We start from the raw sequence: 24,656 nt of genomic DNA, 5'->3' as shown, positions 1-24,656 counted from the left end.
ACATCATTCCTTAAAGTTCATTTCCAAATTCCTCGGAGAAGGCTTCCACAAACTCATCTATCTCAAGTAATCCTACACCTAGTTGTTCACCGAGGATTGTAACTAGGGCATTTCGATTGGACAATGTATATTCTCTCAATGTTGGAAGTATAACAAAGTTAAATTGGAGGTGAAGGGTTTCGTCTGTCCATACAAATTTATCACCCGTTTTCACGGAATCAGATAAAAAATAAGAATGCCCAAGTAATAATTCTTCTCTTCCTAATGCATTTAAGATCCTAGTGTTGATCGTTTTTAAAATATCGCCTAAATCAAAAGATCCATACCCAGCTACGGATGAAAGCAATTCATAATTCGGCTGCATTTCTAGAAAAGCAAAGCGCCTCCTAATGGCTAAATCAAGAAATGCAATATTTCGATCACTTGTGTTCATTGAACAAGCAATATATATATTGTTAGGGATCGAAAAAGTTTCAACTCCATCAATTGCCTTTGCTAAATCAACGGAATATCCACGATCTAAAGTTAGTATGGTTTCACCAAAGATTTGTGCAATATTCCCTCGGTTTAATTCATCAATAATAAATAAATAGGTATGTTCTTCATCATTCTTTGCTTTTTCTACAAAACTTAAGAATTTTCCCTTTTTTGATATGACAGAAGAGGACTCAATGGTATCCCCGCCAATAAATTCTTCATAGGAGTAGTTTGCATGAAACTGAATCATTTCAGTATGGTCAAACTTCTTTCGTAAGTTGTTTAAAAACCTTGACTTTCCAACTCCAGGTACACCTGTAAGGACGATTTGTTTTGTCTGTAACAAGGTTTGGTAAATTTGTTCGTCAGTTGGGTTATCTCCAGACATTTGAATATATTTCTCCACTTGCTCTTTATCTACGGAAATGGCTTGAATCGGATCAACCGTTGCGCTAGCAAAAATCTCTGGCTCTGCTCCAGTTTTAAATGTAAATTCATCTCGAATGTCTGACGCAGTGATTATTGTTGAAGATGGAGTGATGGAATCACTTAAAACATCATCTTCAAATAACCATAGAAAATCTTTTTTCGTGATTTTGAACATACTTCTGATTGCTTTACTAACAACCCGAGTAAATTCCTTCTCATCTGGGTTTACATTTTTGAAGTCAAAATCAATGAAACGAAAGACCCAACAAGCAAAATGTTTTAAGGAAATTTTTTGCCCTTTAAGATAGTTTTCGTTGATAATTTCCTTGTATTTTCTTGAGAGTGTCAGTAGCTTATTGTTATCAACAAAAAGCTGAACATTTATATTTTTCTTTTCAACGGTATCTTTAATCCTTCCTACCAACCCAGTAAAGTCAGTGCCAGCTTGGTAGAAATCACTTGAAGATATTTCATCGGCTTTAAAGGAGTTAGAAAACAAAACAGATCTCTTTTTACTAGTTTCCTCTTTCCCCTGTAAGCCGCCTAATTGCCAGATAACCCCTAATATTTCCGTTTTTTGTTCGGGACTTACATTTGAAAATGTTACTGGCCTTCTTAAAGAAATACCAAGATGTTTTGCTATTAAAAATGCTGGCAGCATAGAATCGTTATCAATATTTAAATTTTTAAAGTACTCGATTGACTGAAGCACATCATCTTTTGAAATATAAAACTTTGACATTTTGCTCCTCCTACATACATTTTCTTTAATAGGAATTATATATTTTATTTTCTCATAACAAGTGATGATTATCTAAAATGATCATTGTTTACTTTGCTATAACAATGTTAAATTGATTAATTTAAAAACTGTAAACGAGTCCCTGTTTCATACAATATGAGACAAAAATAAGCCACCCAGACAGGTGACTTAAACAATTCCTAATAATTCATCTGCATTGATTTGTCCAAGATCATTAACTTCAGATTCAATTTTTCCATTTAAAATATCAAGGATTTGATTTGCTAATATATATGAAAGCTTTGGTGGAACTGCATTCCCAATTACTTTATATTTACCGGATATATTGTTTGCACTAAAAACGAAATCATCTGGAAAAGATTGAATTCTAGCTATTTCTCTTACGGTAAATCTTCTATCTTCTGTCGGATGAATGATTCCACAATTTTCAGGGGTAGCTGCGGCTGTAATGGTTCCACAAATTTCATTTCTGCTATACCTTCTATAAAAATTAGGGGATTTATACTTCTTAATATTGTCTCTAATTCGTTTCATTCTTTCAGGCAGTTTGTCATAAGGGATATCCTTCCAAGAACCGCCTTCATTAATATAAGGGATAATCTCCTGAGACTGAGGTGAAAACTTCCAATGTTCATTATTTGGCAAATTAGGGTCAAGATTATCTAGTACGGAACCAAGAGTAAGGTTATCTGATTTCAACGGTTTTGGAAATACAAATCTTTTGTTTATATCTTTTCTTATTCCTACAATAATAACTCGATACCTATTCTGTGGTACTCCGTAGTCACTAGCTTTTAGTAATTTATAATTAACATTATATCCAGATTCATCCATAATTCTTTCAATTTCATCAATTAACTTACTTCCATCATCATTTTTTATCGAAAGAATTCCTCTTACATTTTCAAACAACACAATTTTTGGTTGTCTTTTTTTTATAATTCGAATACATTCATGAAACAAAGTTCCCCGTTCATCAGCAACTCCCTTTCGGTTCCCCGCGCTAGAGAATGGCTGACAAGGAAATCCCCCTATTAAAATATCACACTCTGGTATTTCATCTTCATGTATCTCTCTAATATCCTTTTGAATGATTTCTCCAATGTTTTCTCTATAAGTAGCTACAGCATCATTATCTATATCATTAGCAAAAACAATGTCATACCCAGCTTGTTTAAAGCCTAGATCCATTCCTCCACAACCACTAAATAAGGAGACAAGTTTTAACATCTTATGCACCTCTTCTATTCTTTATTTCATTTTACTAGAGTTCCCCCAATAACACAATAGTTTATCGAACACTAGTTCCTATGCAGTCGATATACCTTTTGAATAATGATTTTCCATCATTTTTTTCTAAATCTAGGGGATATTACTTTTTAGTATATTAAACAGGAGGTCGTTCAAATGGAAGATAAAACACACATTCAATTAACTGCTGCTGAAATGTCTAGCCTCTGGACCCAATATCTGAATGACACACTAGCAGTCTGTGTGAATACATATTTTCTTGAAAAGGTGGAGGATCAGGAAATACGCCCTGTTATTGAATGGACATTGAATACAGCGAAAGAAAACATTTCAATTATGAGGGACATCTTTGAAAAGGAAAAGTTCCCAATACCTATGGGATTTACGGATCAGGATGTTAATTCTAAAGCTCCGAGACTATTTTCAGATACTTTTGTATTAATATATTTACGAAATATGTCCTATATTGCAATGGCATCGAACAGTGCCGCAATAGGATTGGCAACCCGGGCGGATGTAGTTAATTTTCATAAAAGGGTGTTAAATGCAGGCGTTGTGTTGCAAGATAAAACGAGAGATTTAATGTTAAAACAAGGCACTTACATAAGACCACCAACTATATCGACACCTGATAAAGTAGGTTTTGTAGACGATCAGCAATTTTTAGCCGGATTTTTTGGCAAAAAAAGAGCTCTTACGTCTGTGGAGGTAACTCATTTGTTTTTAAATATACAAACGAATGCTATTGGAAAAGTTCTAATGATGGGATTTGCACAAACATCCAAAAATGAAGATGTAAAACAATTTTTAACAAGAGGGAAAAGAATTGCCCAAAAACACATTGAGATATTTAATAAATTTTTAACAAATGAGGACTTGCCTGCTCCAATGGGCTGGGATACTGCTGTTTCTGATTGCACAACAAATATTTTTTCTGATAAACTCATTATGTTTCATGTGTCGGCAATGATTGCGGTAGGCATTGGGAATTACGGTATAGCCATGGCAGCAAGTCCAAGAAGAGATTTAGGTTTAAAATATGCTTCTCTAATCCCAGAAATTTCACTATATGCTGAAGACGCAGCCAATATTATGATAAAACGTGGCTGGATGGAAGAACCTCCACAGACAGATGACCGGGATGGCTTGGTAAAGGGACAATAGCAGGAATTAATTAGCAGTTCTAATCACATGCTGCTTTCGTACTAGAGGAAGGAAAAATAGAATTCTGAATTCTTCCTTCCCCTTTTTGATTAACAGCATTTATCTAGTATAGTTAAACGCACACCCAATGTAACACAGCCTGTAACAAGCCTTTTTTACTTGAATACTTGAAGTTAACAAACAATTAAACAGTTGCTCTTTTCAATAGCGCATATGAGAGCATCATATATAATAAAGTTGGAAGAATGAGCCAATATGCAATTTGAACAGCAGTAAACTGTACGAACCATTGAAAAATATCCATCCAAACACCATAATAAGTCACAAAAAGTGCGGCAACACTTGAAATTAATAATAAAGAAATTATCGCTATAACGAGGCCTTTTGCACCAAAGCGACGAGCTGTGCTGGATATTAGTAATCCGATACAAAATAAATTAATAAGCAGGATAATATATACTATCAATTGTTCCAAAAGTGTCCCATCATTCAAATAGGGAAAGTGAAAGAAATGGACCCTTTCTCCCCACCCATTTGTTGCATTTTCTATTGCCGCTAGGAGAACTAACATTATTCCATACAATATATTTACAGCGACACCCATAACGACAGTGCCGAAAAAGTAATCCGTTCTTCTAATTGACATTCCGATTGCATAAGGATATGTTTGCACAACAATAATGATCCCCATGACTAGCATATAGAAAAAAATGTACGAGACTCCTCCAGTATACATTTTTTCATCACTTGAAATAAGCAGGCTGACGATAAAATTTAAAAGGAATACTGAAAAGAGAATAATATTCGGAATAAAAAACCACGCCCATTTATCTCTAGAGTGCATCTTTACCACACTTTGAATATTCATTGGGCAATCGCTCCTTCATGAGTAGATTTTCCTTTTGTCATATGAACAACCAATTGCTGTAAGGAAACTGTCGATATTTCAAGTCCGCTAGCTTCTGCTTGAATGCAATCCATACTGTTCTTATTTTGCATAACTGTAGCAGAAAGCAATCCGCCAAAAGGCTCTCGATGGATGACTTCCTTGTTTTTCACAAACGCTTCTACTCTCGCTGCTTGCCCAGTCACCGTATAGGCAATACCTCGTAAATTTTCCGCTTCATCATTTATGATTAATCGACCTTTGTCAATAACTAAAATATGTTCAAGTAAATTACTTACCTCGTCAATTAAATGAGTTGATAATATGACGGTACGAGGATATTCCGAGTAATCCTCCATCAATTTGTCATAAAATATTCCTCTTGAAACTGCATCAAGTCCTAAATATGGTTCATCAAATATCGTTATCGGTGCTCGACTAGCAAGGCCGATGACAACCCCAACTGCTGAGTGCATCCCCCTTGATAGTTTTTTTGGCTTTCTTATTAAAGGGAGATTGAAATCTTTAACTAAGGAGTAGGCAAACTCCTCATCCCAATTTGGAAATAGGGATTTTGAAACTTTTAAAATATCATGAACGCTGAAATTATCCGGATACTTTTGACTTTCTTTAATAAAACATATTTGACTTAATACTCTCCTGTTTTCCTCAGGGGTTTCACCAAATACTTTTATTTCACCTTTCGTAGGAAACTCTTGAGCAGTTAACAATTTCATTAGAGTTGTTTTGCCAGCACCATTTCTTCCAAGTAATCCGTAAATTTTATTTTCCTCAATCGTAAATGTTATATCATCGAGCGCCTTAAATTCTCTATATGACTTAGCAAGTTGTTTAACCTCAACTATCCTTTTCATTCCTAATCATCCCCTTTCCAACCATATCTGTCAGCTGATCTGCCGTAATGCCTAACTTCTTCGCTTCATGGATCATCGTGATGATATACTGTTCAAAAAACTGTTCTTTTCGTTTGTTAATGACCTTTTCACGTGCTCCCTCTGCAACAAACATCCCAATCCCCCGCTTTTTATATAAAATACCTTCATCCACTAATAAATTAACACCTTTCGCTGCAGTTGCAGGATTAATTTTGTAAAATGCGGCAAACTGATTTGTCGATGGAACCTGTGATTCTTCCGCCAACCCACCTTCAATAATGTCATCCTCAATCCGTTCCATAATTTGCAGAAATATAGGCCGACCATCGTCAATTAACTGTTTCATATCCTCACCACCACATTGGTTAGTTACTTATGTAATTAACCATATAACAAATAAAGTATAGAGTCAATAGGGGTTTTTATAAAAGTGTGAATTTTATAAAAAGGTTTCAAAACCATAAAAAATGACCCATCCATTATTGGACAGGTCATTCATAGATCCAAACCATTTTATTCTAACAATCTATTCCTCATCACTCCCCCTATACCGCCTATATGGCAGAGGATTCCATGTTCGGTATTCAATATCCACTTTGCGCAAAGCAGCAGGAATATCTTCTAATATCCTGTTCGCTACTTCTAGTTCGCGCTCAGCTTCTGATTTATCCTGATACAAAAATTCATCTGACGCTTTTTCCATTGCTCTATCTACTTTTTCTTTCAAGTTTTCTACAACCATTTCTTGTTGACGATATATCGATTCTCTAGCTTCCGAAACCCACTCCGGCTGGACGGAACGAAGGTGATCTGTTACATAACTGAATTCTTCAAAGATCTCCTTATACACTCGGTCCGCATTTTCACGTATATCCTTAATGGCTGCTTCTAAATCTTCTATCGTTAGTTCATCCACCACTAAAGGTCGCTTGCGTTTGGAACCACCAATTCCCTTAGAATGCAGATAATAAGGAAAAATAGACTTTATCGTTTTTCCAACAGGTGCAATTGCAAGCCCTTCCTCATCGACACCTTTAGGCTGTACACCTTGCATGGCAATACGGGCAGATTCCGGTCTTACAATTTCCTTCGGTGGTAAAACGCCATACCGCAGCAACTCACGGATCCCTGTTCCAGAAATATTGATTCGATAGCGATCATCGTGTGGACATGTTTGTTCTGTTGCTGGGTTATCACAGCGCGTGCAATAAAACACCTCATGAAATAACCGAATATCAATCCCTAGCTCCTCTTTCGTAAACTTATCAAAAATCGTGTGACTTGCATATTTATCATAATAATCACCAACACCCGCATGATCTCGACCAATTAAAGCATGGGTACAGCCGTAATTTTTCATAATGAGTGCATGGAGAACAGCTTCACGAGGACCCGCAAAAATATAGGTCACACGCAATGGTGAAAGAATGGTTCTCTCCTTTGGATAATAAGTATCAAGCACAGCCTGATAGGATAACATACGGAATTCATGTCTCGTATATTCACGCTTTGCCATCTCAACTAATGGCTGTACAAATAATCCATCCATTTCCTCAAGTGCATTGCGATGAATATATTCGTGACCGCGATGTAATGGATTTGCACCTGTAATAAAGCCAGCAACCGATTTAAATTTTTTCTCTTCATAAAAGAGTTTCCATGTATCTTTCGGTTCGATCCGTATTTTTTCAAATGGCCCCCAATGGACACGGCGAAGTAACTGAATCGGTCCGCCTAATGCAGTATCCCCCATTCTTCGATAAATAGAATCAACACCAGGATGACTGCGGTCAGTCGTACCAAAGAGTTGCTGAGCGCGGAAGTTTCGGTCATATTCGAAAATATCTTCTAATTTTAATATAGCTACCGGTTCCTTCGATTCATCCACTAATGCGACCTCATCTCCTACAGATAGAGATTGAATCACATGCTTATTTCTGTCACCAACAGGTGCGAAGCTCAGCGGCACAGGCCAAACAAGTCCATTTGCTAGGCGCCCTTCTATTAATACTGATTTATAGTCCGCTTCATTCATAAACCCTTCATTAGGAGATAGCACACCTGTAGCAATCATTTCGAGCGTTATGACAGCCTCTAAATCGACCATTATAAATGGAAGCTGATTTGCCCGTTCCAGTGCTCGGTCTCGTTCTTCTCCAGTTAAAACACGATTAACTAATTTTCCCCCATGTGGCAGTTGTGGATATTTTGTTGCTTTTTCTTCGACACTTGTTTCTTTGTTCATTACCAATCCATCTCAACCCCCTAAACAATCTGCTTTTCCTACTTTTACTTTCTCCCCATGTCTATTCAATTAAGTGTTTTTTAATGTACATTCATTCGGCATTTTTATAGCCTGTATGCGCTCGTACAGCAACTTCAGCATAGCGTTTATAATCATTTTCTTTCGAGAAAATAGTTCCAAGATAACCACCGAGAAAGCCTAATGGCACACTAACAAGTGCAGGATTATCGAATGGAAAAATTGGATTCCCTACAAATAGAGCGGCCCCTTCAACTGGTGAGAACACGCTGGGACTTATTGATACTAACACTAATGCTGAGATCAACCCGGAAAAAACTCCCCAAACTGCACCTGATGTATTAAAGCGCTTCCAATATACTGTATATAAAATTACTGGTAAATTCGCACTTGCGGCGATACAAAATGCTAAAGAAACTAGGAAGGCTACGTTTAAGTATTGAGCACCTAATGATAATAGAATAGATACAACAGAAACACCTAATGCTGCATAGCGTGCAGCTAGCATCTGCTCTTTCTCTGTTATCTTTCCTTTTTTTATAATTTGTCCATAAATATCATGGGCAAATGCAGATGCTCCTGATAGCACGAGACCAGCGACCACCGCTAAGATTGTCGCAAATGCAACCGCTGAAATGAAAGCAAATAAGATGTTCCCGCCGATTGCCTCAGCTAGTAGAGGTGCCGCCATATTTCCGCCTTTATTTGCCGCAAGAATTTCACTTTCACCAACATAAATGGCAGCCCCGAAGCCAAGGAATAATGTTAAAATATAAAAAATTCCAATTGTCCAAGTTGCTGTAATAACCGAGGTTCTGGCAGTTTTTGCATCTTTTACCGTGAAAAAGCGCATCAGAATGTGTGGAAGTCCAGCTGTTCCAAGCACTAAGGCAAGCATTAATGAAAGCGTTCCTAAAGGATTTTTATATTTGATTCCTGGATTTAAATAATCTGCACCATGACTAGTTGCCGTTTTTACTTCTGTAAACATGGCCCCTATATTAAAGTTAAATTTCATTAATACCATGAAGGAGATAATAACCATTCCTGCCATCAGAAGTACAGCCTTTGTAATCTGTACCCAACTCGTAGCGATCATGCCACCGAATAAGACGTAAATCGTCATCATAACACCAACAATTAACACCGCTATCCAATAAGGGATCTCGAACAAAAGCTGTATAAGTGCACCAGCACCAACAAGTTGTGCAATCATGTAGAAAAGAACGATGGTAATCGTACTAAGAGCAGCCGCCCCTCTTACTTTTTTTGCATCAAAGCGAGAATTAATCATATCCGCTAACGTATATTTACCGAGGTTACGCAAAGGCTCTGCAACTAACAACAATACAACTAAATAAGCAATCAAAAATCCGATACTATAGAAAAATCCGTCAAACCCTTGCAAAGCAATCATTCCTGCAATACCAAGGAAGGATGCAGCCGATAAATAATCACCAGCTATTGCTAATCCATTCTGCCATCCTGTTAATCCCCCACCTGCCGTATAAAAATCTCCAGTGGATTTTGTTTGTTTTGCTGCAATATAGGTGATAACTAACGTAAGAATAACGATTGCGAGAAAAAGAACAACTACAATCGGATCCATCTGCCATTCCCCCTTAGTTTAACTGCTCATAAATGATTTGTTCGGCTTCTTTATCAAAGGAACCTGCTTTTTTTACATAGATTGCACTTAATACCCAAACCATGACAAACTGAGAAACCGCAAAAATCCATGTCCAAGAAATATCTCCAATTGCTGGGGTATTTAAAAATGTTGTGTAAGAGGTGAAAATTGGCAATAAAAAGTAAAAAATCATAAAAAACACGGTCATCGGTACTAAAAATTTATTCTTTTTGCTCAAAAATTGTTTAAACTGTTGACTGCTTTCAACCTTTACATAATCTACACTTTTCTCAGTAATTAATTCCCTTTGAGCCAAAATCAACCATCCCCTTCCTCCAATTTATAGATAATTATATATATTTGGAATATTATATAAATAGAAAATGGATGAACGGTTGAAAACACAGGGTGAATGGTTATGTATGACTGGTGAATGGTTGTAAATCCTGGCGTATTGAACTTATCCTTTAAAGATTTCAAAAATGGTTTTACTCGCAGAACGACTTACAGGGATTTTTGTTCGATTTTTATCTTTTAGAGTTAAATTGCTTGTTCCGTTAAACCATGGGGTTATTTCTAAAACGTGATTTAGATTTACTAAATAACTGCGATGTGCTCGGAAAAATAAATGACCTGCCAACTGATCCTCTAAATCTTGTAAAGTCATCCGACTCATAATGACCTTATCTTCGGTATGAATCTCTAAAAATCGTTTATTTGGGACAGCGTAGTAAATGGAATCAGGTGAGACAACAACCATACGTTCTCCGTCATCAATTAACATCTTTGATACAATAGTTTGTACCTTTTTTTCAGTTGCTTCACTACTATTCTTTCGGTTCATCATACTTTTGCGAATGCGGTTCATTGTCCTTCGAAATCTCGTCTCGTCATATGGTTTTAATAAGTAGTCAACCGCTTCTACTTCAAAAGCATCCATTGCATACTCATCATATGCAGTAGTGAACACAAATAAAGGAATCCTGGCTGTCTCCTGTTTCAAAATAAATCGGGCTGCCTCGATTCCTGTTAAACCTGGCATCTCTACGTCAAGAAAAATAACATCCGGCCGATGTTCAGAATATAACTCAATTAATTGTTCACCCGTCTCCGCGTGTGGAGTAAGGATCACTCCCTTCTCTTCTTTCAATAAATAGAGCAATTCCTTTCTTGCCATCATTTCATCTTCAGCTATCATCGCATGAATATTCATCCCATCACCTGCTCCTCTTCAAATTGATTTGAAATTGGAATCGAAAACTTCACTTCACTTCCCCCTTGGGACAAATTTCGAATATGCAATCTCGCCGAATCTCCTAATAAATGGACTAATCGTTGGTTCACATTATAAATACCTGTCCCACCATTATTATGACTTACTAATGGTTGCAGACTTACTATCGGTAAAATATGTTTAGGAAAACCGCTGCCGTTATCCCGAACTTGAACGGCAAGCCTCCCATTCTCTTTTTCTATTATAATTTCAATCTTTGCACCATCTGTTACATTCTTTAAACCATGTTGAACCGAATTTTCAATCAATGGCTGAATGCTCGATGGCGGAATATAAATATTTGAAAGATCAGCTGGCTTTATAAAATCAATTTGTAATCTTCCTTTAAATCGTTCTTGAATAATAGAAGTATAGGCTTCAGCATGGTCACACTCTTTTTCAAGTTCAACCAATGATTTCGATACTAAACGTAAATTAAACCTCATATAACTTGCTAATTGCAGTGTTAAGAGACGAGCCTTCAATGGATTTTCCCGAAACAAACCAGCAATTAATTGAAGAGTATTAAACAAAAAGTGCGGATTGATTTGTGCTTGTAAATTCCTTAACTCTGCATCTCGGATATGTGCCTTTAGTTTTTCCGCCCCAAGCATGTTCAATTGGTCTGAAATAAATTGTCCTAGCCCTTGTGCCATCATCATTTCAACAGGAGAAATATGCTCTGCTTTACGGAAATAGAAAGCAATAAGATACGTTACATGATCATCTTCTATTATTGGAATGAAAATAGCTGCCTCTAGGCTGCAATTTTTATGAGTACACATTAAATCTGATTTCACGTGTGTAACCTGAATTTTTTTCAAATTAATCGACTTTTGTGCTGGATGTGCCGTAATTGAATCACCAAAAAGATGATGCTCTTCACCCAATCCTTTATGGGCTAAGACCTCCTTTTGATCTGTAATGGAAACTGCAGCAAGCCTCAGGCGACTATATAATAATTTTGCTAAGCCATTCGCAACGTCAATAGGAGAGTCTTTTTTTAAAAAAGGAAGTGCCTCTTTAGCAATGGTTAATGCTTGTTTCGATGCTAGCGCTGCCTCATTTTCTTGTTCTCGTAAAACAATTCCGATCATCGCTGTAAAAATTGCAATCGCTGTACTATTCGATAATACAAGTGGTAAGCCAATCGTATTGACAAGTGTAATCATATCTAGCCGATCTGTGTACATAATGAGTAATAATTGCATATGTAAAACTGGAGGAAAAACCCCAATAAATAGGGCCTTCAATGGAGAGATAACACGTTCGTTGGAAAAAAACCTTGCTGTTAACCCTGCCAGTAAACCTGAAATAGGATTGACAAGGCTATTCGCCACTCCCCCAACACCACCAACAAATAGCAGATGGATTCCAGTAATAACCCCTGCCCAAAAACCAAGTGTCGGCCCACCTAATAAACCGGCAATCACAATCGCAACAAGGCTTAAGCTAACAATTAAGTGATGATCCTCTACTGGAAAAATAACTAACTGATGACTGATGACTCCATCCTCATGTATGACAATCCCAGTAACCGTACTTGCTATTCCAAATAAGCCAAACACCAATGCATGAACGATCGACATCTTCACACTATAATTGCGGTACACCAATGACCTGAAACCAGGGGTCCGTGTCATCACAAATGCAATAATAAGAAGTAGTCCCAAACGTTCAAACAAAATAATCGTTAAGCTTTCCATTTCTTTTCTCCCCTTAAGGCAATGCCGGTCTGCGATTGAATATAAAAATTGTTAAATTCTGTTATTGAATCGGATTGCTTGCTTGAAAGAATGGTTCCCAAATATGCACCTAGAAAGCCCATTGGAATTGTTATAATACCTGGATTATATAGCGAAAACACAGCCTCTGCTTTAATCCATCCATCATTTGGATTCATAATGTAAGGACCTAAAACAACGAATAATAAAGAAGCAACTAGACCAGTAAACATACCCGTAATGGCTCCCACTTGAGTAAAGCGCTTCCAATAAATAGTTAATAAAAGAACCGGGAAAATACTTGATGCGGCAACAATAAAAGTCATCGAAACGAGAAATGTTACATTAATGGTCTCCAAATGTAACGCAAATAAGGTGGAAATCAATCCGATTCCTAAGGCCGACCATCGTGCTGCCCTCAATTGCTCCTTTTCTGTTGATTTCCCTTTTTTCAAGATATGATGGAAAATATCATGGGAAAAAGCAGTTGTGGCGGAAATAACAAGTCCTGCAACCACTGCAACGATGGTTGTAAAAGCAATCGCTGAAACAAATGCCAACAAGAAGTCACCACCAACCGCCTTAGCAAGTAATGGTGCTGCTAAATTTCCAGTAGGGTCAAGTACCATTAGCGAATCATATCCTAAGAATGCGACAGTCCCAAGGCCTAAAACGAGTGTCATTAAATAAAAAATTCCAATAATCCATGTTGCGCTTATTAGTGACCTGCGAACCTCAAATGTATTACTTACCGTAAATAGTCGTATTAGAATATGAGGTAATCCAGCAGTCCCAAGCACTAAAGCAAGTTGCAGCGAAAGGAATTCCAATGGATTATCAAATAAATTTCCAGGAAGGAAGAAGTTCTCTCTTAAAGGCGTACCTGTTTTTACTTCTTCAATTAACTTCGCAACATCCCAATTAAAATGAGAAAAAACGATAAGTGTGAGAAGAAATGTTCCTGACATAAGAAGAACGGTTTTCACAATCTGTACCCAAGAAGTCGCTATCATCCCGCCTACAACGACATAGATCGTCATTAATCCCCCAATCACAATGACTGAAATAGAATAATCGATATCTAGCAGTAATCGAAGTAGAAATCCTGAAGCAACAAGTTGAGGAATCATGTATAGTATGGAAATGATAAATGTACAAAAGGCCATAATTAATCTCATCTTCTCACTTGGAAATCGGGAACAAATTACATCTCCAAGGGAGTATTTTCCTAGGCGATGTATAGGTTCAGCAACTAAAAATAATACAACAAGATAAGATACTAAAAAGCCAATGGAATATAAAAAACCATCATAGCCACGAATTGCAACCATCCCAACTATACCGAGAAAGGAGGCTGCACTAATGAAATCACCAGCTATAGCCATTCCATTTTGAAAACCTGTTAACGACCCTGAAGCAATGTAAAACCGATTAGTTGTTTTACTTCGCTTAGCTGCCCAATATGTAATAATCAATGTACAAACAATGATATAAATAAGGAATAAAAAATAAGTAGGATTCAAATCGATTCCTCCTTATCGATGCCTTCCATTTGTCGTTCAATTTTTTTAGCTGTTATATGATAAAGCCAACAGAAAAACCATGTCATCGGAATTTGTAAAAATGCATACAGCCATGCCCAAGAAATATTATAAATAAAGCTAGGCTGAGTCATCACATTAGGAATAAAAGTAAGAGATAAAGGAAGCAAAAAATAAAACAGCAATGCAACAGCCAAAGCAGGCCCCATCAACTGCTTTCTCTTACGAATTAAATGTAAAATTCGCTCCTCCATTTATCTTCCTCCTGTTTTCTGAAAAATCAGTAAAATGATTCAATTCAAATGATACATGAAGGACTTAGGCTTGTAAAGTTGATACTGAAACACTGTCAGACTAAAAGCGCATGTTCGTTTTTCAATACATGAGCTTTTCCTTCTTTTTAATTTACCTTTTAAGTGCAGCCGATAAACCATATCAATTATAGGTAACGTATATTACATATATTTCTTTTACTAGGACATCTTTTTATCCCTGAATATTTCATAGATAAAATTCATATGCGCACACCCCCAATTTTTTACTTGTTTCTAAGCATTTAATGTATAAAAGATACCATAAGTTTTGAGTACTTATTTTTCCTAAATTGTTTATATCCCCAGAAAATAGTATAGAACCCTAAAATAGACACAAAAATGCCCGGTAACATCAATAAAATCAATGCTTCCGAGCCAATGATCGTTAAAGACTGTTGTTTAGTGCAAAATATAAGTGAATAGTTATGAAAGGAAAAGTACATAACACACTCTACATGGGTTTGATAGAAAGATGATATTTTTACATTATACTACGTACAAAATTGACTTAATATTCTGTTTTACTTATTTATGATTTATGTTATATTAACCTTAATAAAATATAGAAAGGAAAATAGCCATGCTTGGTGTAAAGAGAAATAAGGTTAAATTTAGAATAAACATGTTGCTATTGGGAGGGTTCGCCTTAATAGAATTTCCAGGGATTTTCTTTATCAACAGAATCGAACCGGTTATATTTGGAATGCCATTTATCTATAGTTTTGTACTCATAGTATGGGTATACATGTGTATTACACTTTTCTATGCGTACAAAAAAAACTGGGGAGAAAAGGATAACAAATAACTCCTCAGCCTTTATTATTTTTCATTGTACATGCTAGCATTAAACTTGTAACCAACTCCCCTAATATTGACAATATACTTAGGATTAGAAGGATCTTTTTCAATTTTCTTTCTCAAATTGCTAATGTACACCATGATGGTTCTCGAATCCGAATCAAGTCCCCCCATCTTCCACACCATCTGAAATAACTGTTCCGTACTATAAATACGTTTTGGATTTTTAATGAGTATGGCTAATATCTCAAATTCCTTTGATGACAACGTTACCAATTCTTCATTTACATATACCTCATGGCTATCCAGGTTAACACTTATTCCAGGATATTTAATTATTGTAGGCGTATAATCTGTTTGCTGAGCCAGACGGTTTCTTCTCAAATGAGCCTTTATTCTAGCCACTAGTTCATACGGTAAAAACGGCTTAGTGATATAATCGTCTCCCCCAACTGATAAGGCAAGAACCTTGTCCATCTCCTGGGATTTACAGCTAACAAAGAGAATCGGAGCATTTGTAACTTTCCTAATTTCCAAACATAACTCTATTCCGTCAATATCAGGTAGCATGATATCTAGGAGAATTAAATCAGGTGGTTCAGTTTTAATCTTGGTTAATGCATGTTTAGCATCCTGTGCAGTAAGTACCTGGAATTGTTCTTCTATTAAATATGATTTTATTAGTTCCAGAATTTCTACTTCATCATCAACGATAAGGATTTTTTCTCTTGCCATGTTTATCTCCACACATGTCATTAAATTTATTTAAGATAATTATAACATATATTACTAGTATTGCATTAACTTCGTCAAACTATTAAAAATACTCAAAATATTAAAATTTTACTTCTTTCAAAGCGAATATATTCAACAGAAAAGGAATGTCATTTTTATCAGGAAATTCAGGGATGCGTAGGACGCATTTACCAGTTGTATTAGGAGGAGAAGAGATTAGTAAATGTTTTAATGTAAGTATTATACAGCTGCTCGCTTATCGAATGAATTAATTGAAGACCAAGATAAAAAAGTACAAAAACTCCCCTAGATAAACAGTTTTTTATTTTTTACCTGTCTATCTTAAGGGGAGTATGTTACTGTTAGCTGCGTGTCTAACAATTGGGGCTTTAGCAGGTGATCGTTAAAGTACTAAAGGAGTATATGATAGGTACAAATCACGCTTAGTCATTGTGTTATTTTTCAAATAGATAAAACAACATCTAAAGCTTCGAGAATTTCTATGGCTAGAGCGTGGGCATTTCATAACCAAACATTTATAGCACATATTGTTTTTGGCCAACACGTTCTAGCACAAATCGAACAAATAGTGCGTAAACCCATACAAATTAGCCGTTATTTACAAGACAGCGTTTTGGAAAGCAGTCTATTATGGTAAGAAAGATTGAAGGGAAAACCATCTCTTAATATGAGCAAGTTTTGTGATCATGTCAAAGTTTATGATATGTAGATTGGAATTGAGAAGTAAAAAGTGGATCCTTTGTTGATCTCACTCTCCACCCAAATTGAACCCTTGTGGTATTCAACTATTTCTTTTGATATGGCAAGTCCTAGACCGCTGCCTTCATAATTTTCCTTATTGAATTTGCTTCTGAAAAAGCGGTTAAATATTTTTTCTTTGTCAGTCTCTGGTATTCCAGGACCCGTATCCTTTATTAATATTATAAGGCTATCCGCTGATCTACTTAATTCAACCTTAATTAGTCCCTGTTGGGGTGAGAATTTTATTGCATTAAAGATTAGATTTGAACAAACCTGATCGATTCTTTCAATGTCAACTATAATGGTGGCGTCCAAAAACTCATCCCTCTTATCAAAAGAGACATCAAACCTTCTGTTGTTCTGTAATACATCATAGCGATATTTCTCAATTATATCAATAACAAACTCGTTTATAGAAATTTGAGAAAAGTTAAATGATATTTTTCCAGATTCATACTGGGTAAGCTGGAATAAGTCCTGCACAAGCCTTTGCAGGAAAATCGATTTTTTATATATTAAATCAATATATTTTTCAATTTGATCCTCTTTGTAACGCCCTTCCTTAATTGCTGATGTGTAGCCTACTATGGATGTTATAGGGGTTCTCAATTCATGGGAAATATTTGTAAGCATTGTTCTTCTTGATTTTTCAGCAAGCTCCAAGCTTTGTTCTATCTTCTTTCTCTCTGTGATATCACGTATAATTCCTTCTATCCGGGTAAGTCCTACTTCTTTTTCAAGAATAAAAGTTGTTTTTTGTTCTGTCCATACGTAATTATTTGATTTATGCCCCCATCTTAAGGTAAGGGGCTCTGCAAAAGTTGACAATGGGTCAAATAGTTCATTCAAAAACTCTTTATCATCCGGATGTATGATTTCGAAAAACAAATTAGGGTTTTGATAAAATTCCTCTGGCTTATATCCCATTATTTTTTCACATGAAGGACTTACGTACTCAAAATAAGGGTATGGCATTAATTTATAAATATATATCATATCTTGTGCGTTTTCCGCTAAAACGCGGTACAATTTTTCTCTATCCACAAGCTCTTGTCGAATTTTTTGAAGGTAAATAAGCATAATACAGAAATTTAATAAATTTGCAAGAATAATCTCAGTTGTGTATTCAAGAGATTCGTTTAAAAATTGGGTGTACAGGTATGGATATGATCCTTTATGAATTCCCCAAATAAAAAAAATTGAAATAACAATAAACTTTCCTAAAAAATTAACCTTCCAGAATCTAAACAACATAACTCCTGTAACAATGGCAATAATGTTGAAAAAAGCTGAAGACAATAGAGTGACTGTAACAAATGATAATTCATAATAAACAGCAAGTGCAATCCAAATAATATTTACAATGGTAAATTGAATCCAATAGGATGGGAATTTTTTCCCAATAAAGTAGTATGTCCCCATAAGAAGAAAAAGGCTGTTAAGTAAATCGCACATCTGCTTAAAACCAATGATGGGAATATGAAATGGCTCGGATACTAAGAAAATATTACTTATTAGTCCAAGGGCATACATGATCCAGCTCAGGCCCCAGAAATGAATATACTTTTCATGGTTCCTTGAAAAAATATAAAAATAGAGTAAAGAGATTGTTGATACAAATATAATTAGTATAAATAGTAATATGTAACTCTGTGAAAAATATATCATTTTATTAGGTCACCTCCCATACCAGAGGTATCTTATTCATTGTATCAAAAAATTTAAACCTGTAATACACATTTTGGATTTTTTCGAATTTTTAGGTTATTTTATTAAATTTTAAGATTATTTTAAGGGTTTTTTAACAATAGATCGTTATTATTGTATTTAGATTTAAATAATTCGGAAAATTCAATTAGTAGAGGGGGATTACAATGAGAACCAAGAAATTTACTCTGGTTATTTTTACACTAGCGTTGGTACTTATAGCGCTTACTGCCTGCGGTAGTGGCGGCGGAAAACAAACTGGCGGCAGTGGTGATGTTTCTACTAAGCCTATCGTTTTAAGACTTGCATCTGATGCCCCGCTAGAACACATTGCTACTGGTCTAAACAATGAACTTGCTGAAATCGTTAAGGAAAGAACTGAGGGAAGAGTTGAAATTAAATACTTCCCAGCAAGCCAGTTAGGTGGATATGAAACCGTTTACGAAGAAATCATAAGAGGTACTATCGATGCTGCACAAATAACGATTCCAGATGCTTTAGACGCAAGGCTTGGAGCTGCTTATGTTCCATACTACGCTAAGAGCTTTGATGAAGCAAAAATCCTTTACGCTCCAGATTCTTATCTTGCTAAAGAAATGGGCAAATTAACAGATGAAAACGATGTTAGATTCCTTGGATTTGTGCTTGAAGGATTTATTGGTCAAGCTTTTGTAACAGAACCAACTGACATGTTTACTCCAGGGGTAAACAAAGGGGTTAAAACCAGAAGTCCTGGCATGGTTACTTTCCGAATACCACAGGAAGATCTTGGTTTCATTCCGATTACCGTTCCGTACGCAGAGGTGCCTACAGCTATTCAAACAAAAGTTGTTGATGGTTGGGTAGGTGGAACACCAAATATCAACTATGCATGGGTTGGTGAAGTAATCAATTACATGTATGTAAACTATTTGCATGCAGAAGCAACAAGCTATGTTATGAGTGAAAAAACTCTTGAAAAGCTTTCCCCTGAAGATGCTGAAATTGTTGTGGCAGCATTCAACGAACAAAGTGAAAAAAGCTTTACTTTAGCACAAGAAAATGAAGAAAACTACAAGAAAAAATTAGCTGATGATTATGGCGTTGAAGTTATTGAATTCACTGATGAACAAATAGACACTTATGCAGATTTTGTTAGAGAAACTACTTGGCCTAAGCTTGAAGAGCAATTGACTAAAGAATTAATGGATGGTATGAGAGCTGAAGTTGAAAAACTTAAATAAAACTAGCAATCTAACAAACTAACAAATGTTTTTAACACATGGGGAAGGGAAACCCTTCCCTTATTTCCTTTTATTTTGTTTACAACATTAGAGAAAGGAGAATTGCAAATGCATTCCCTTGAAAACAGGTTAGAAAAATCATTCGTTTGGTCAGCTTTAGTCAAGTTTTTAAGGTTTGGTTTAATTGTCAGCAATATACTTGTAACATTAATTACTTTTGCTGCTGTTGTAGCTCGTGCCCTTGACTTTAATTTACTAGGCTACGAAGAAATACTAATTATTTGTGCCTTCTGGCTTTATATGTTTGGAAGCGCTTACGGGTCTTATGAAAAAAGCCATATTAAAGCGGATATCATCGTTATTATGATGAAAGAGAGTTTTTTAAAAGATTTGATTTCACTAATACGTGATACTTTGAGTGTTTGTCTAGGTATAGTATTTTTTCTTTGGGCCATACAATTATTCCAATGGAATCTCGATAATGGACAGCTAACTACAGTTTGGCGTATTCCGGTAATAGTTGGTCAATCTTCACTTTTGTTCGGTTTAGGTGTAGGCACCTTTTTCCATATAGTTTATTTGTATGATGGAATAAAAAGATTCTATTTAAAATGGATAAAGAAGATTCAATTCAATGATAAAAATGATTAAAGGAAGGAGGTATAATTAAATGCTTTCTTTAGTAGCCATTCTTGTTTTAATAGTCATTCTATTACTTGGAGTTGAAATACCGTATGCATTTTTTGCCTCCATCCTAGTAATTGTTGTTTTTGGAGGATATGATTATACCTTCCTATTACCATATGGCTTCAGTAAGGTTAGTTCCCTAATTCTAGTGGCAATTCCACTTTTTATACTTGCAGGTCAGCTTATGGAAAAGAGCGGAATTGGAGAAAGTTTAATTAATTTTGTCACTATGTTTATAGGGCGTATAAAGGGAGGACTTGGAGCAGTAATGGTGATATCATGTGCCCTCTTTGGTTCCATCTCCGGCAGTGGTTTCGCTACCCTTTCAAGTATTGGAACTATTATGCTTCCAAGAATGCAAGCTGCGGGATATCCACGAGGAGTTTCCGCTGCACTTATTTCAAGCGCATCCTTGCTGGGACTTCTTATCCCACCGAGTCTGAACATGATTTTATTTGCATTTATTGGTGGCCAATCTGTATTGGCTACATTCCTTTCTACTATAGGTCCTGGAATCTTACTCATTATATTACTTATTCTAACTAACTGGTGGATGCTAAGAGACTGCAAAACATTGGTATTACCAGAAAAAATGGAAAAACCTGTTTTCGTTAATACCTTAGTAAACAGAACAGGAAAAGCTGTTCCTGCTTTAATTGCACCTTTTATCATTTTAGGTGGCATATACGGCGGTTTCCTTACTCCGACAGAAGCTGCCGCAGTTTCGGTATTATATACAATTCCCATTGGAATCCTTTTCTATAAGGGGCTTGACTGGAAAACATTCAAATCCGCATTAGTAGCTGCCGGAACAACAGCTGGTGTAATTATGATCATGCTATTATCTGTTATGATGCTTTCAAGATTATATATAATGGAAAATGTACCGAATATGATTCTTGATTTAATGATGGCAGCAACAGATAATAGGCTCGTTTTAATTTTCATGCTTAACTTATTCTTGATTATTATAGGAATGCTTATGGACGATACAAGTGCCATCCTTCTTACAACACCGATATTACTACCAGTAGCAATTGCACTTGAAATTCATCCAGTACACTTTGCAGCTATAATGGGTGTTAATCTTGGACTAGGTTGTGTTACTCCTCCAACCGCTCCATTTTTATACCTTGGATCCAGAATAGGCAATGCACCAATCAACGAAATGATGAAACCAACAATGTGGTTGATTCTTTTCGCTTGGCTTCCAACATTGTTCATAACTACTGTTTTTCCAGATATTGCTTTGTTCCTACCTAGACTATTTGGCCTTTTATAAAATTAACACACTGTTCGTATCGTTGGCTTAACAGGAACTAAAGTACTTGTTTATACCTTTTAAATGTACCTCTATTACCTTTGGTTTCAAGTTAGATATCTGAAAGAGTTGAATAAGAAAAGAGTAGGCGCATAAAATTATTATGCGCCTCTTGCAGATTCTAATAGCCTTCCTTATATTGATTGCCTATTCCCATCCTTTCCGTTTATATGCCTAGTTTTCTAATTAATAGACCTTTTATACTTTGATTTAAGATTCTTAATGCTCTCCTTAGTTTCTTTTACTTCCTGTGAAAATTTTGAAACTACTATAAATACAAATGCATTGAAGATTAATGCAAGAAACCCTATTATTCCAACATTTATATCAAAGTTATATGAAATTATAATAAGAACGGCTAATCCAGTAATAATTCCCGCTATAGCGCCCTTTGCATTTGATTCTTCCCAAAAAAGAGCCCCTGCTACCGGAACAAATACTTGTGCTGTACCGCTTAGTGCAATTAATCCAAGCTGAATCATTAAACCTGGAATAAAAGTAAAAGTTAGATATGAAAGGACTGCAAATATCAGAATTCCAACCTTTCCTATATTGAGTAACCTTTTGTCACTCGTATTTCTATTTATATATCTTTTATGTATATCAATTGTGTACATAGCTGAAATCGAATGAATTTGAGAGTTTGCTGTAGACATGGCGGCAGCTGCACCACCAATTAGTATTATATAGGCAAGTATATATGGCATGTAATTTAAAACAACCCTCGGTAATAATGTATCAGAATCAACCAGTTCATCTACAAGAAGGATTCCCGCATTGCCTAAAAGCATAGGAGTCATATTAATGAATGATATAGAAGCAAGCAAGAAAGGGATTAGATAAAAGGTTTTGGCATCTTTTACTGCATATATCCTTATCCAAAGTGGAGGTCCCATTAATGCGCCAATAGGAACAATTACAAACATTGAAATCCATAGCAGCGGACCCATAGGCCCAGGAAGAGTTAAAACTTCAGGCACTTTATCATTTAACTCCGAGAAGAGATTTCCAATTCCATTGAAATAATAAACAATAAATATTCCACCTAACAATACACTAATAATTATTAATATCTGGTAAAAAATATCGGTCCAGGCAACAGCCCTCAGTCCTCCAGTCCAAACATAAATTACTATAACGGAGGTAAATACAAAAGCTCCCATCTGACTTGGTATCAATCCCTTTGAAGCTGTTTCAATAAGATATGCTCCGCCAGAAATCTGTATTTGAAAATAAGGTATTGTAAAAAGCATCATAAGAGTCGTGACTAATATTCCTAAAGCTTTGGATTTATATATATCCATAAAAAAGTCGGTCGCAGTAATATAGTTGTTCTCTTTTCCATAAAACCATATTCTCTTTCCGATCCTCAAAAAAAGTATTCCAAAAAGTATATCCCAACCTATGGTTGTCCAATATACAGGTCCATTGTTGTAATAATATGAAGTAGAACCCAAAAAAGCAAAAGCACTCCACCAGGTGGCCTGAACAGTAAAGAATACAGTCATTGGGGACATGCTCCTGTTCTGAACAAAAAAACCAGATATGGTCGCTTGGTCTTTTTCACCTGCTTTAGCACCAATCCATAAAGGAATAAACATAGAAGCCCCTATAAATAAAATAGCTATAGAACTTTGATCCATTTTTTCTCCCTTATAATTCTTATTTTGTATTATCAGTTTCGAAAATTGTTGACAATATGCAACATTATTACCTATTAGAAAGCTGTATTTTGCAGAGAAAAAGTAAACATTGTTGCAATTGCAAATGCAGAGTATTGCAAACTGACATGGAGCCACATCTATAGGCATACTTCTCTAACCAAGAATCCAGTAGCCACAGGGCTTGGCTATCCATGAAGGCTATCATGACCAAGGCTCTTATCTAAAATTGCAGCTTAATTTATCTTTGCAAAATTCTGCACTTTTATTTTGCTAAGCACAACAGTGGTAAAGGGCTAAGGTGCATTTTCGTTCGATTAGTCTGTAATCCTATCTTAAGGTTTACAGAACTTGCTGGCAATTCAATTCCTTATCTCCTCCAGCTATATTAAATATTTTAAATGAAATTATATAGAGTTAAAATGAAGCTATAAAAATTATAACAAATATGATGTCAATAATTATGGAAATTATGGATACGATTTAAAATAGTCCAATAATTATCTACCTATCAACTAGGTGAATAACTAGACAACTGGCACTATATCAAAAAGGTATATTTTGACCGAAAAGACAGGTATGCATACGGCATAGATATCACTCAATAAAAGGACAATCAATCCAATTCGTAATTGAACGGCTAGGATATGGCAATACATGCTATTAAGAATTACGAATTGAGGATGAACAACTTAGTATGAAGAAAATATGAGGAGATGGTTGTGTATAAAATGTGTAAAATGATTTGAAGTCCTAATCGTTTTCTAACGACTTCTTAGAAATTGAAAAAGCTCATAAATCTCTATTTGAAGAGGGTTATGAGCTTTCTAAAAAATCTTATTTAACTAAAATAACAAAAGATACCGGTGGTCGGGATCGAACCGACACTCCAGAAGGAACACGATTTTGAGTCGTGCGCGTCTGCCAATTCCGCCACACCGGCGTATTAAAATTTCAAGGAAGTGCCGAGGACCGGAATCGAACCGGTACGGTAGTCACCTACCGCAGGATTTTAAGTCCTGTGCGTCTGCCAGTTCCGCCACCCCGGCGTATATAAAAAAATAATTTTGAAGTTGGAGGCGGCAACCGGATTTGAACCGGTGATCAAGGTTTTGCAGACCTATGCCTTACCACTTGGCTATGCCGCCTTA

Annotated in this window: 20 protein-coding genes and 3 tRNA genes; 5 read left to right on the top strand and 18 right to left on the bottom strand. The window is 35.8% G+C overall.

The window, feature by feature from the left end; all coding sequences use genetic code 11:
* Positions 1-10: 10 nt before the first annotated feature.
* Positions 11-1,648 carry an McrB family protein gene (locus RRV45_RS06675; RefSeq protein ID WP_315668008.1) on the bottom strand — a complete coding sequence of 546 codons (1,638 nt, stop codon included), beginning with the start codon at positions 1,646-1,648 and terminating at the stop codon, positions 11-13.
* A 189-nt stretch (positions 1,649-1,837) separates the two neighbouring features.
* Positions 1,838-2,899, bottom strand: a complete 1,062-nt coding sequence (locus RRV45_RS06670; RefSeq protein ID WP_315668007.1) for a DNA cytosine methyltransferase — start codon at positions 2,897-2,899, stop codon at positions 1,838-1,840.
* A 177-nt stretch (positions 2,900-3,076) separates the two neighbouring features.
* Here RRV45_RS06670 and RRV45_RS06665 point away from each other — a divergent pair, with 177 nt between their 5' ends.
* Positions 3,077-4,084 carry a DUF3231 family protein gene (locus RRV45_RS06665; RefSeq protein ID WP_315668006.1) on the top strand — a complete coding sequence of 336 codons (1,008 nt, stop codon included), beginning with the start codon at positions 3,077-3,079 and terminating at the stop codon, positions 4,082-4,084.
* 184 nt (positions 4,085-4,268) lie between these two features.
* On the opposite strand, the gene RRV45_RS06660 is transcribed toward RRV45_RS06665, so the two are convergent.
* The 10 genes from RRV45_RS06660 to RRV45_RS06615 form a co-directional block, all read right to left on the bottom strand.
* On the bottom strand, positions 4,269-4,952 hold the full coding sequence (locus RRV45_RS06660; protein WP_315668005.1) for a hypothetical protein: 684 nt from the start codon (positions 4,950-4,952) through the stop codon (positions 4,269-4,271).
* Positions 4,949-5,845, bottom strand: a complete 897-nt coding sequence (locus RRV45_RS06655) for an ABC transporter ATP-binding protein (RefSeq protein ID WP_315668004.1) — start codon at positions 5,843-5,845, stop codon at positions 4,949-4,951. Before RRV45_RS06655 ends, RRV45_RS06660 begins: the two co-directional genes overlap by 4 nt.
* Positions 5,829-6,212: a GntR family transcriptional regulator gene (locus tag RRV45_RS06650; protein ID WP_315668003.1), complete on the bottom strand. Its 384-nt coding sequence runs from the start codon at positions 6,210-6,212 to the stop codon at positions 5,829-5,831. The genes RRV45_RS06655 and RRV45_RS06650 overlap by 17 nt, the downstream gene beginning before the upstream one ends.
* A gap of 180 nt (positions 6,213-6,392) precedes the next feature.
* Entirely contained in the window at positions 6,393-8,111 is a 1,719-nt protein-coding gene (locus RRV45_RS06645) for a sulfate adenylyltransferase (RefSeq protein ID WP_315668953.1), read from the bottom strand.
* A gap of 91 nt (positions 8,112-8,202) precedes the next feature.
* Positions 8,203-9,738: a solute symporter family protein gene (locus RRV45_RS06640; RefSeq protein ID WP_315668001.1), complete on the bottom strand. Its 1,536-nt coding sequence runs from the start codon at positions 9,736-9,738 to the stop codon at positions 8,203-8,205.
* Positions 9,739-9,751: 13 nt separating this feature from the next.
* Positions 9,752-10,075: a DUF485 domain-containing protein gene (locus tag RRV45_RS06635; protein WP_315668000.1), complete on the bottom strand. Its 324-nt coding sequence runs from the start codon at positions 10,073-10,075 to the stop codon at positions 9,752-9,754.
* Between the two features lie 144 nt (positions 10,076-10,219).
* The gene (locus RRV45_RS06630; protein ID WP_315667999.1) at positions 10,220-10,972 is read right to left on the bottom strand and encodes a LytR/AlgR family response regulator transcription factor; all 753 of its coding nucleotides are present in this window, start codon (positions 10,970-10,972) and stop codon (positions 10,220-10,222) included.
* Positions 10,969-12,738: a LytS/YhcK type 5TM receptor domain-containing protein gene (locus RRV45_RS06625; RefSeq protein WP_315667998.1), complete on the bottom strand. Its 1,770-nt coding sequence runs from the start codon at positions 12,736-12,738 to the stop codon at positions 10,969-10,971. The genes RRV45_RS06630 and RRV45_RS06625 overlap by 4 nt, the downstream gene beginning before the upstream one ends.
* Positions 12,726-14,279, bottom strand: coding sequence for a solute symporter family protein (locus RRV45_RS06620; RefSeq protein ID WP_315667997.1), 1,554 nt, complete (start codon positions 14,277-14,279; stop codon positions 12,726-12,728). Before RRV45_RS06620 ends, RRV45_RS06625 begins: the two co-directional genes overlap by 13 nt.
* A complete protein-coding gene (locus RRV45_RS06615) occupies positions 14,276-14,551 on the bottom strand; it encodes a DUF485 domain-containing protein (protein WP_315667996.1) in 276 nt (91 codons plus the stop codon). The genes RRV45_RS06620 and RRV45_RS06615 overlap by 4 nt, the downstream gene beginning before the upstream one ends.
* A gap of 640 nt (positions 14,552-15,191) precedes the next feature.
* Here RRV45_RS06615 and RRV45_RS22090 point away from each other — a divergent pair.
* A complete protein-coding gene (locus RRV45_RS22090; protein ID WP_410489338.1) occupies positions 15,192-15,416 on the top strand; it encodes a DUF3311 domain-containing protein in 225 nt (74 codons plus the stop codon).
* A 14-nt stretch (positions 15,417-15,430) separates the two neighbouring features.
* Here the strand turns inward: RRV45_RS22090 and RRV45_RS06610 are convergent, their stop codons facing one another.
* On the bottom strand, positions 15,431-16,144 hold the full coding sequence (locus RRV45_RS06610) for a response regulator transcription factor (RefSeq protein WP_315667995.1): 714 nt from the start codon (positions 16,142-16,144) through the stop codon (positions 15,431-15,433).
* A 717-nt stretch (positions 16,145-16,861) separates the two neighbouring features.
* Complete coding sequence (locus RRV45_RS06605) at positions 16,862-18,574, bottom strand: sensor histidine kinase (protein WP_315667994.1); 1,713 nt, start codon at positions 18,572-18,574, stop codon at positions 16,862-16,864.
* 206 nt (positions 18,575-18,780) lie between these two features.
* Between RRV45_RS06605 and dctP the strand changes: the two genes are divergently transcribed.
* From dctP to RRV45_RS06590, 3 genes are all read left to right on the top strand, one after another.
* Positions 18,781-19,836 carry a TRAP transporter substrate-binding protein DctP gene (dctP, locus tag RRV45_RS06600; protein WP_315667992.1) on the top strand — a complete coding sequence of 352 codons (1,056 nt, stop codon included), beginning with the start codon at positions 18,781-18,783 and terminating at the stop codon, positions 19,834-19,836.
* A gap of 108 nt (positions 19,837-19,944) precedes the next feature.
* Positions 19,945-20,487: a TRAP transporter small permease gene (locus tag RRV45_RS06595; RefSeq protein WP_315667991.1), complete on the top strand. Its 543-nt coding sequence runs from the start codon at positions 19,945-19,947 to the stop codon at positions 20,485-20,487.
* 19 nt (positions 20,488-20,506) lie between these two features.
* Entirely contained in the window at positions 20,507-21,805 is a 1,299-nt protein-coding gene (locus tag RRV45_RS06590; protein WP_315667990.1) for a TRAP transporter large permease, read from the top strand.
* 221 nt (positions 21,806-22,026) lie between these two features.
* On the opposite strand, the gene RRV45_RS06585 is transcribed toward RRV45_RS06590, so the two are convergent.
* The 4 genes from RRV45_RS06585 to RRV45_RS06570 form a co-directional block, all read right to left on the bottom strand.
* Complete coding sequence (locus RRV45_RS06585) at positions 22,027-23,487, bottom strand: sodium:solute symporter family protein (RefSeq protein ID WP_315667989.1); 1,461 nt, start codon at positions 23,485-23,487, stop codon at positions 22,027-22,029.
* Between the two features lie 879 nt (positions 23,488-24,366).
* Positions 24,367-24,448, bottom strand: a tRNA-Leu gene (locus RRV45_RS06580).
* Between the two features lie 20 nt (positions 24,449-24,468).
* Positions 24,469-24,554: transfer RNA gene (locus RRV45_RS06575), tRNA-Leu, on the bottom strand.
* A 25-nt stretch (positions 24,555-24,579) separates the two neighbouring features.
* Positions 24,580-24,653 (bottom strand) — tRNA-Cys (locus RRV45_RS06570).
* Between the last annotated feature and the right edge of the window lie 3 nt (positions 24,654-24,656).

It is taken from the genome of Bacillus sp. DTU_2020_1000418_1_SI_GHA_SEK_038 (assembly GCF_032341175.1).
GTDB lineage: Bacteria > Bacillota > Bacilli > Bacillales > Cytobacillaceae > Cytobacillus.
This window is presented reverse-complemented; position numbering and strand designations above follow the sequence as displayed.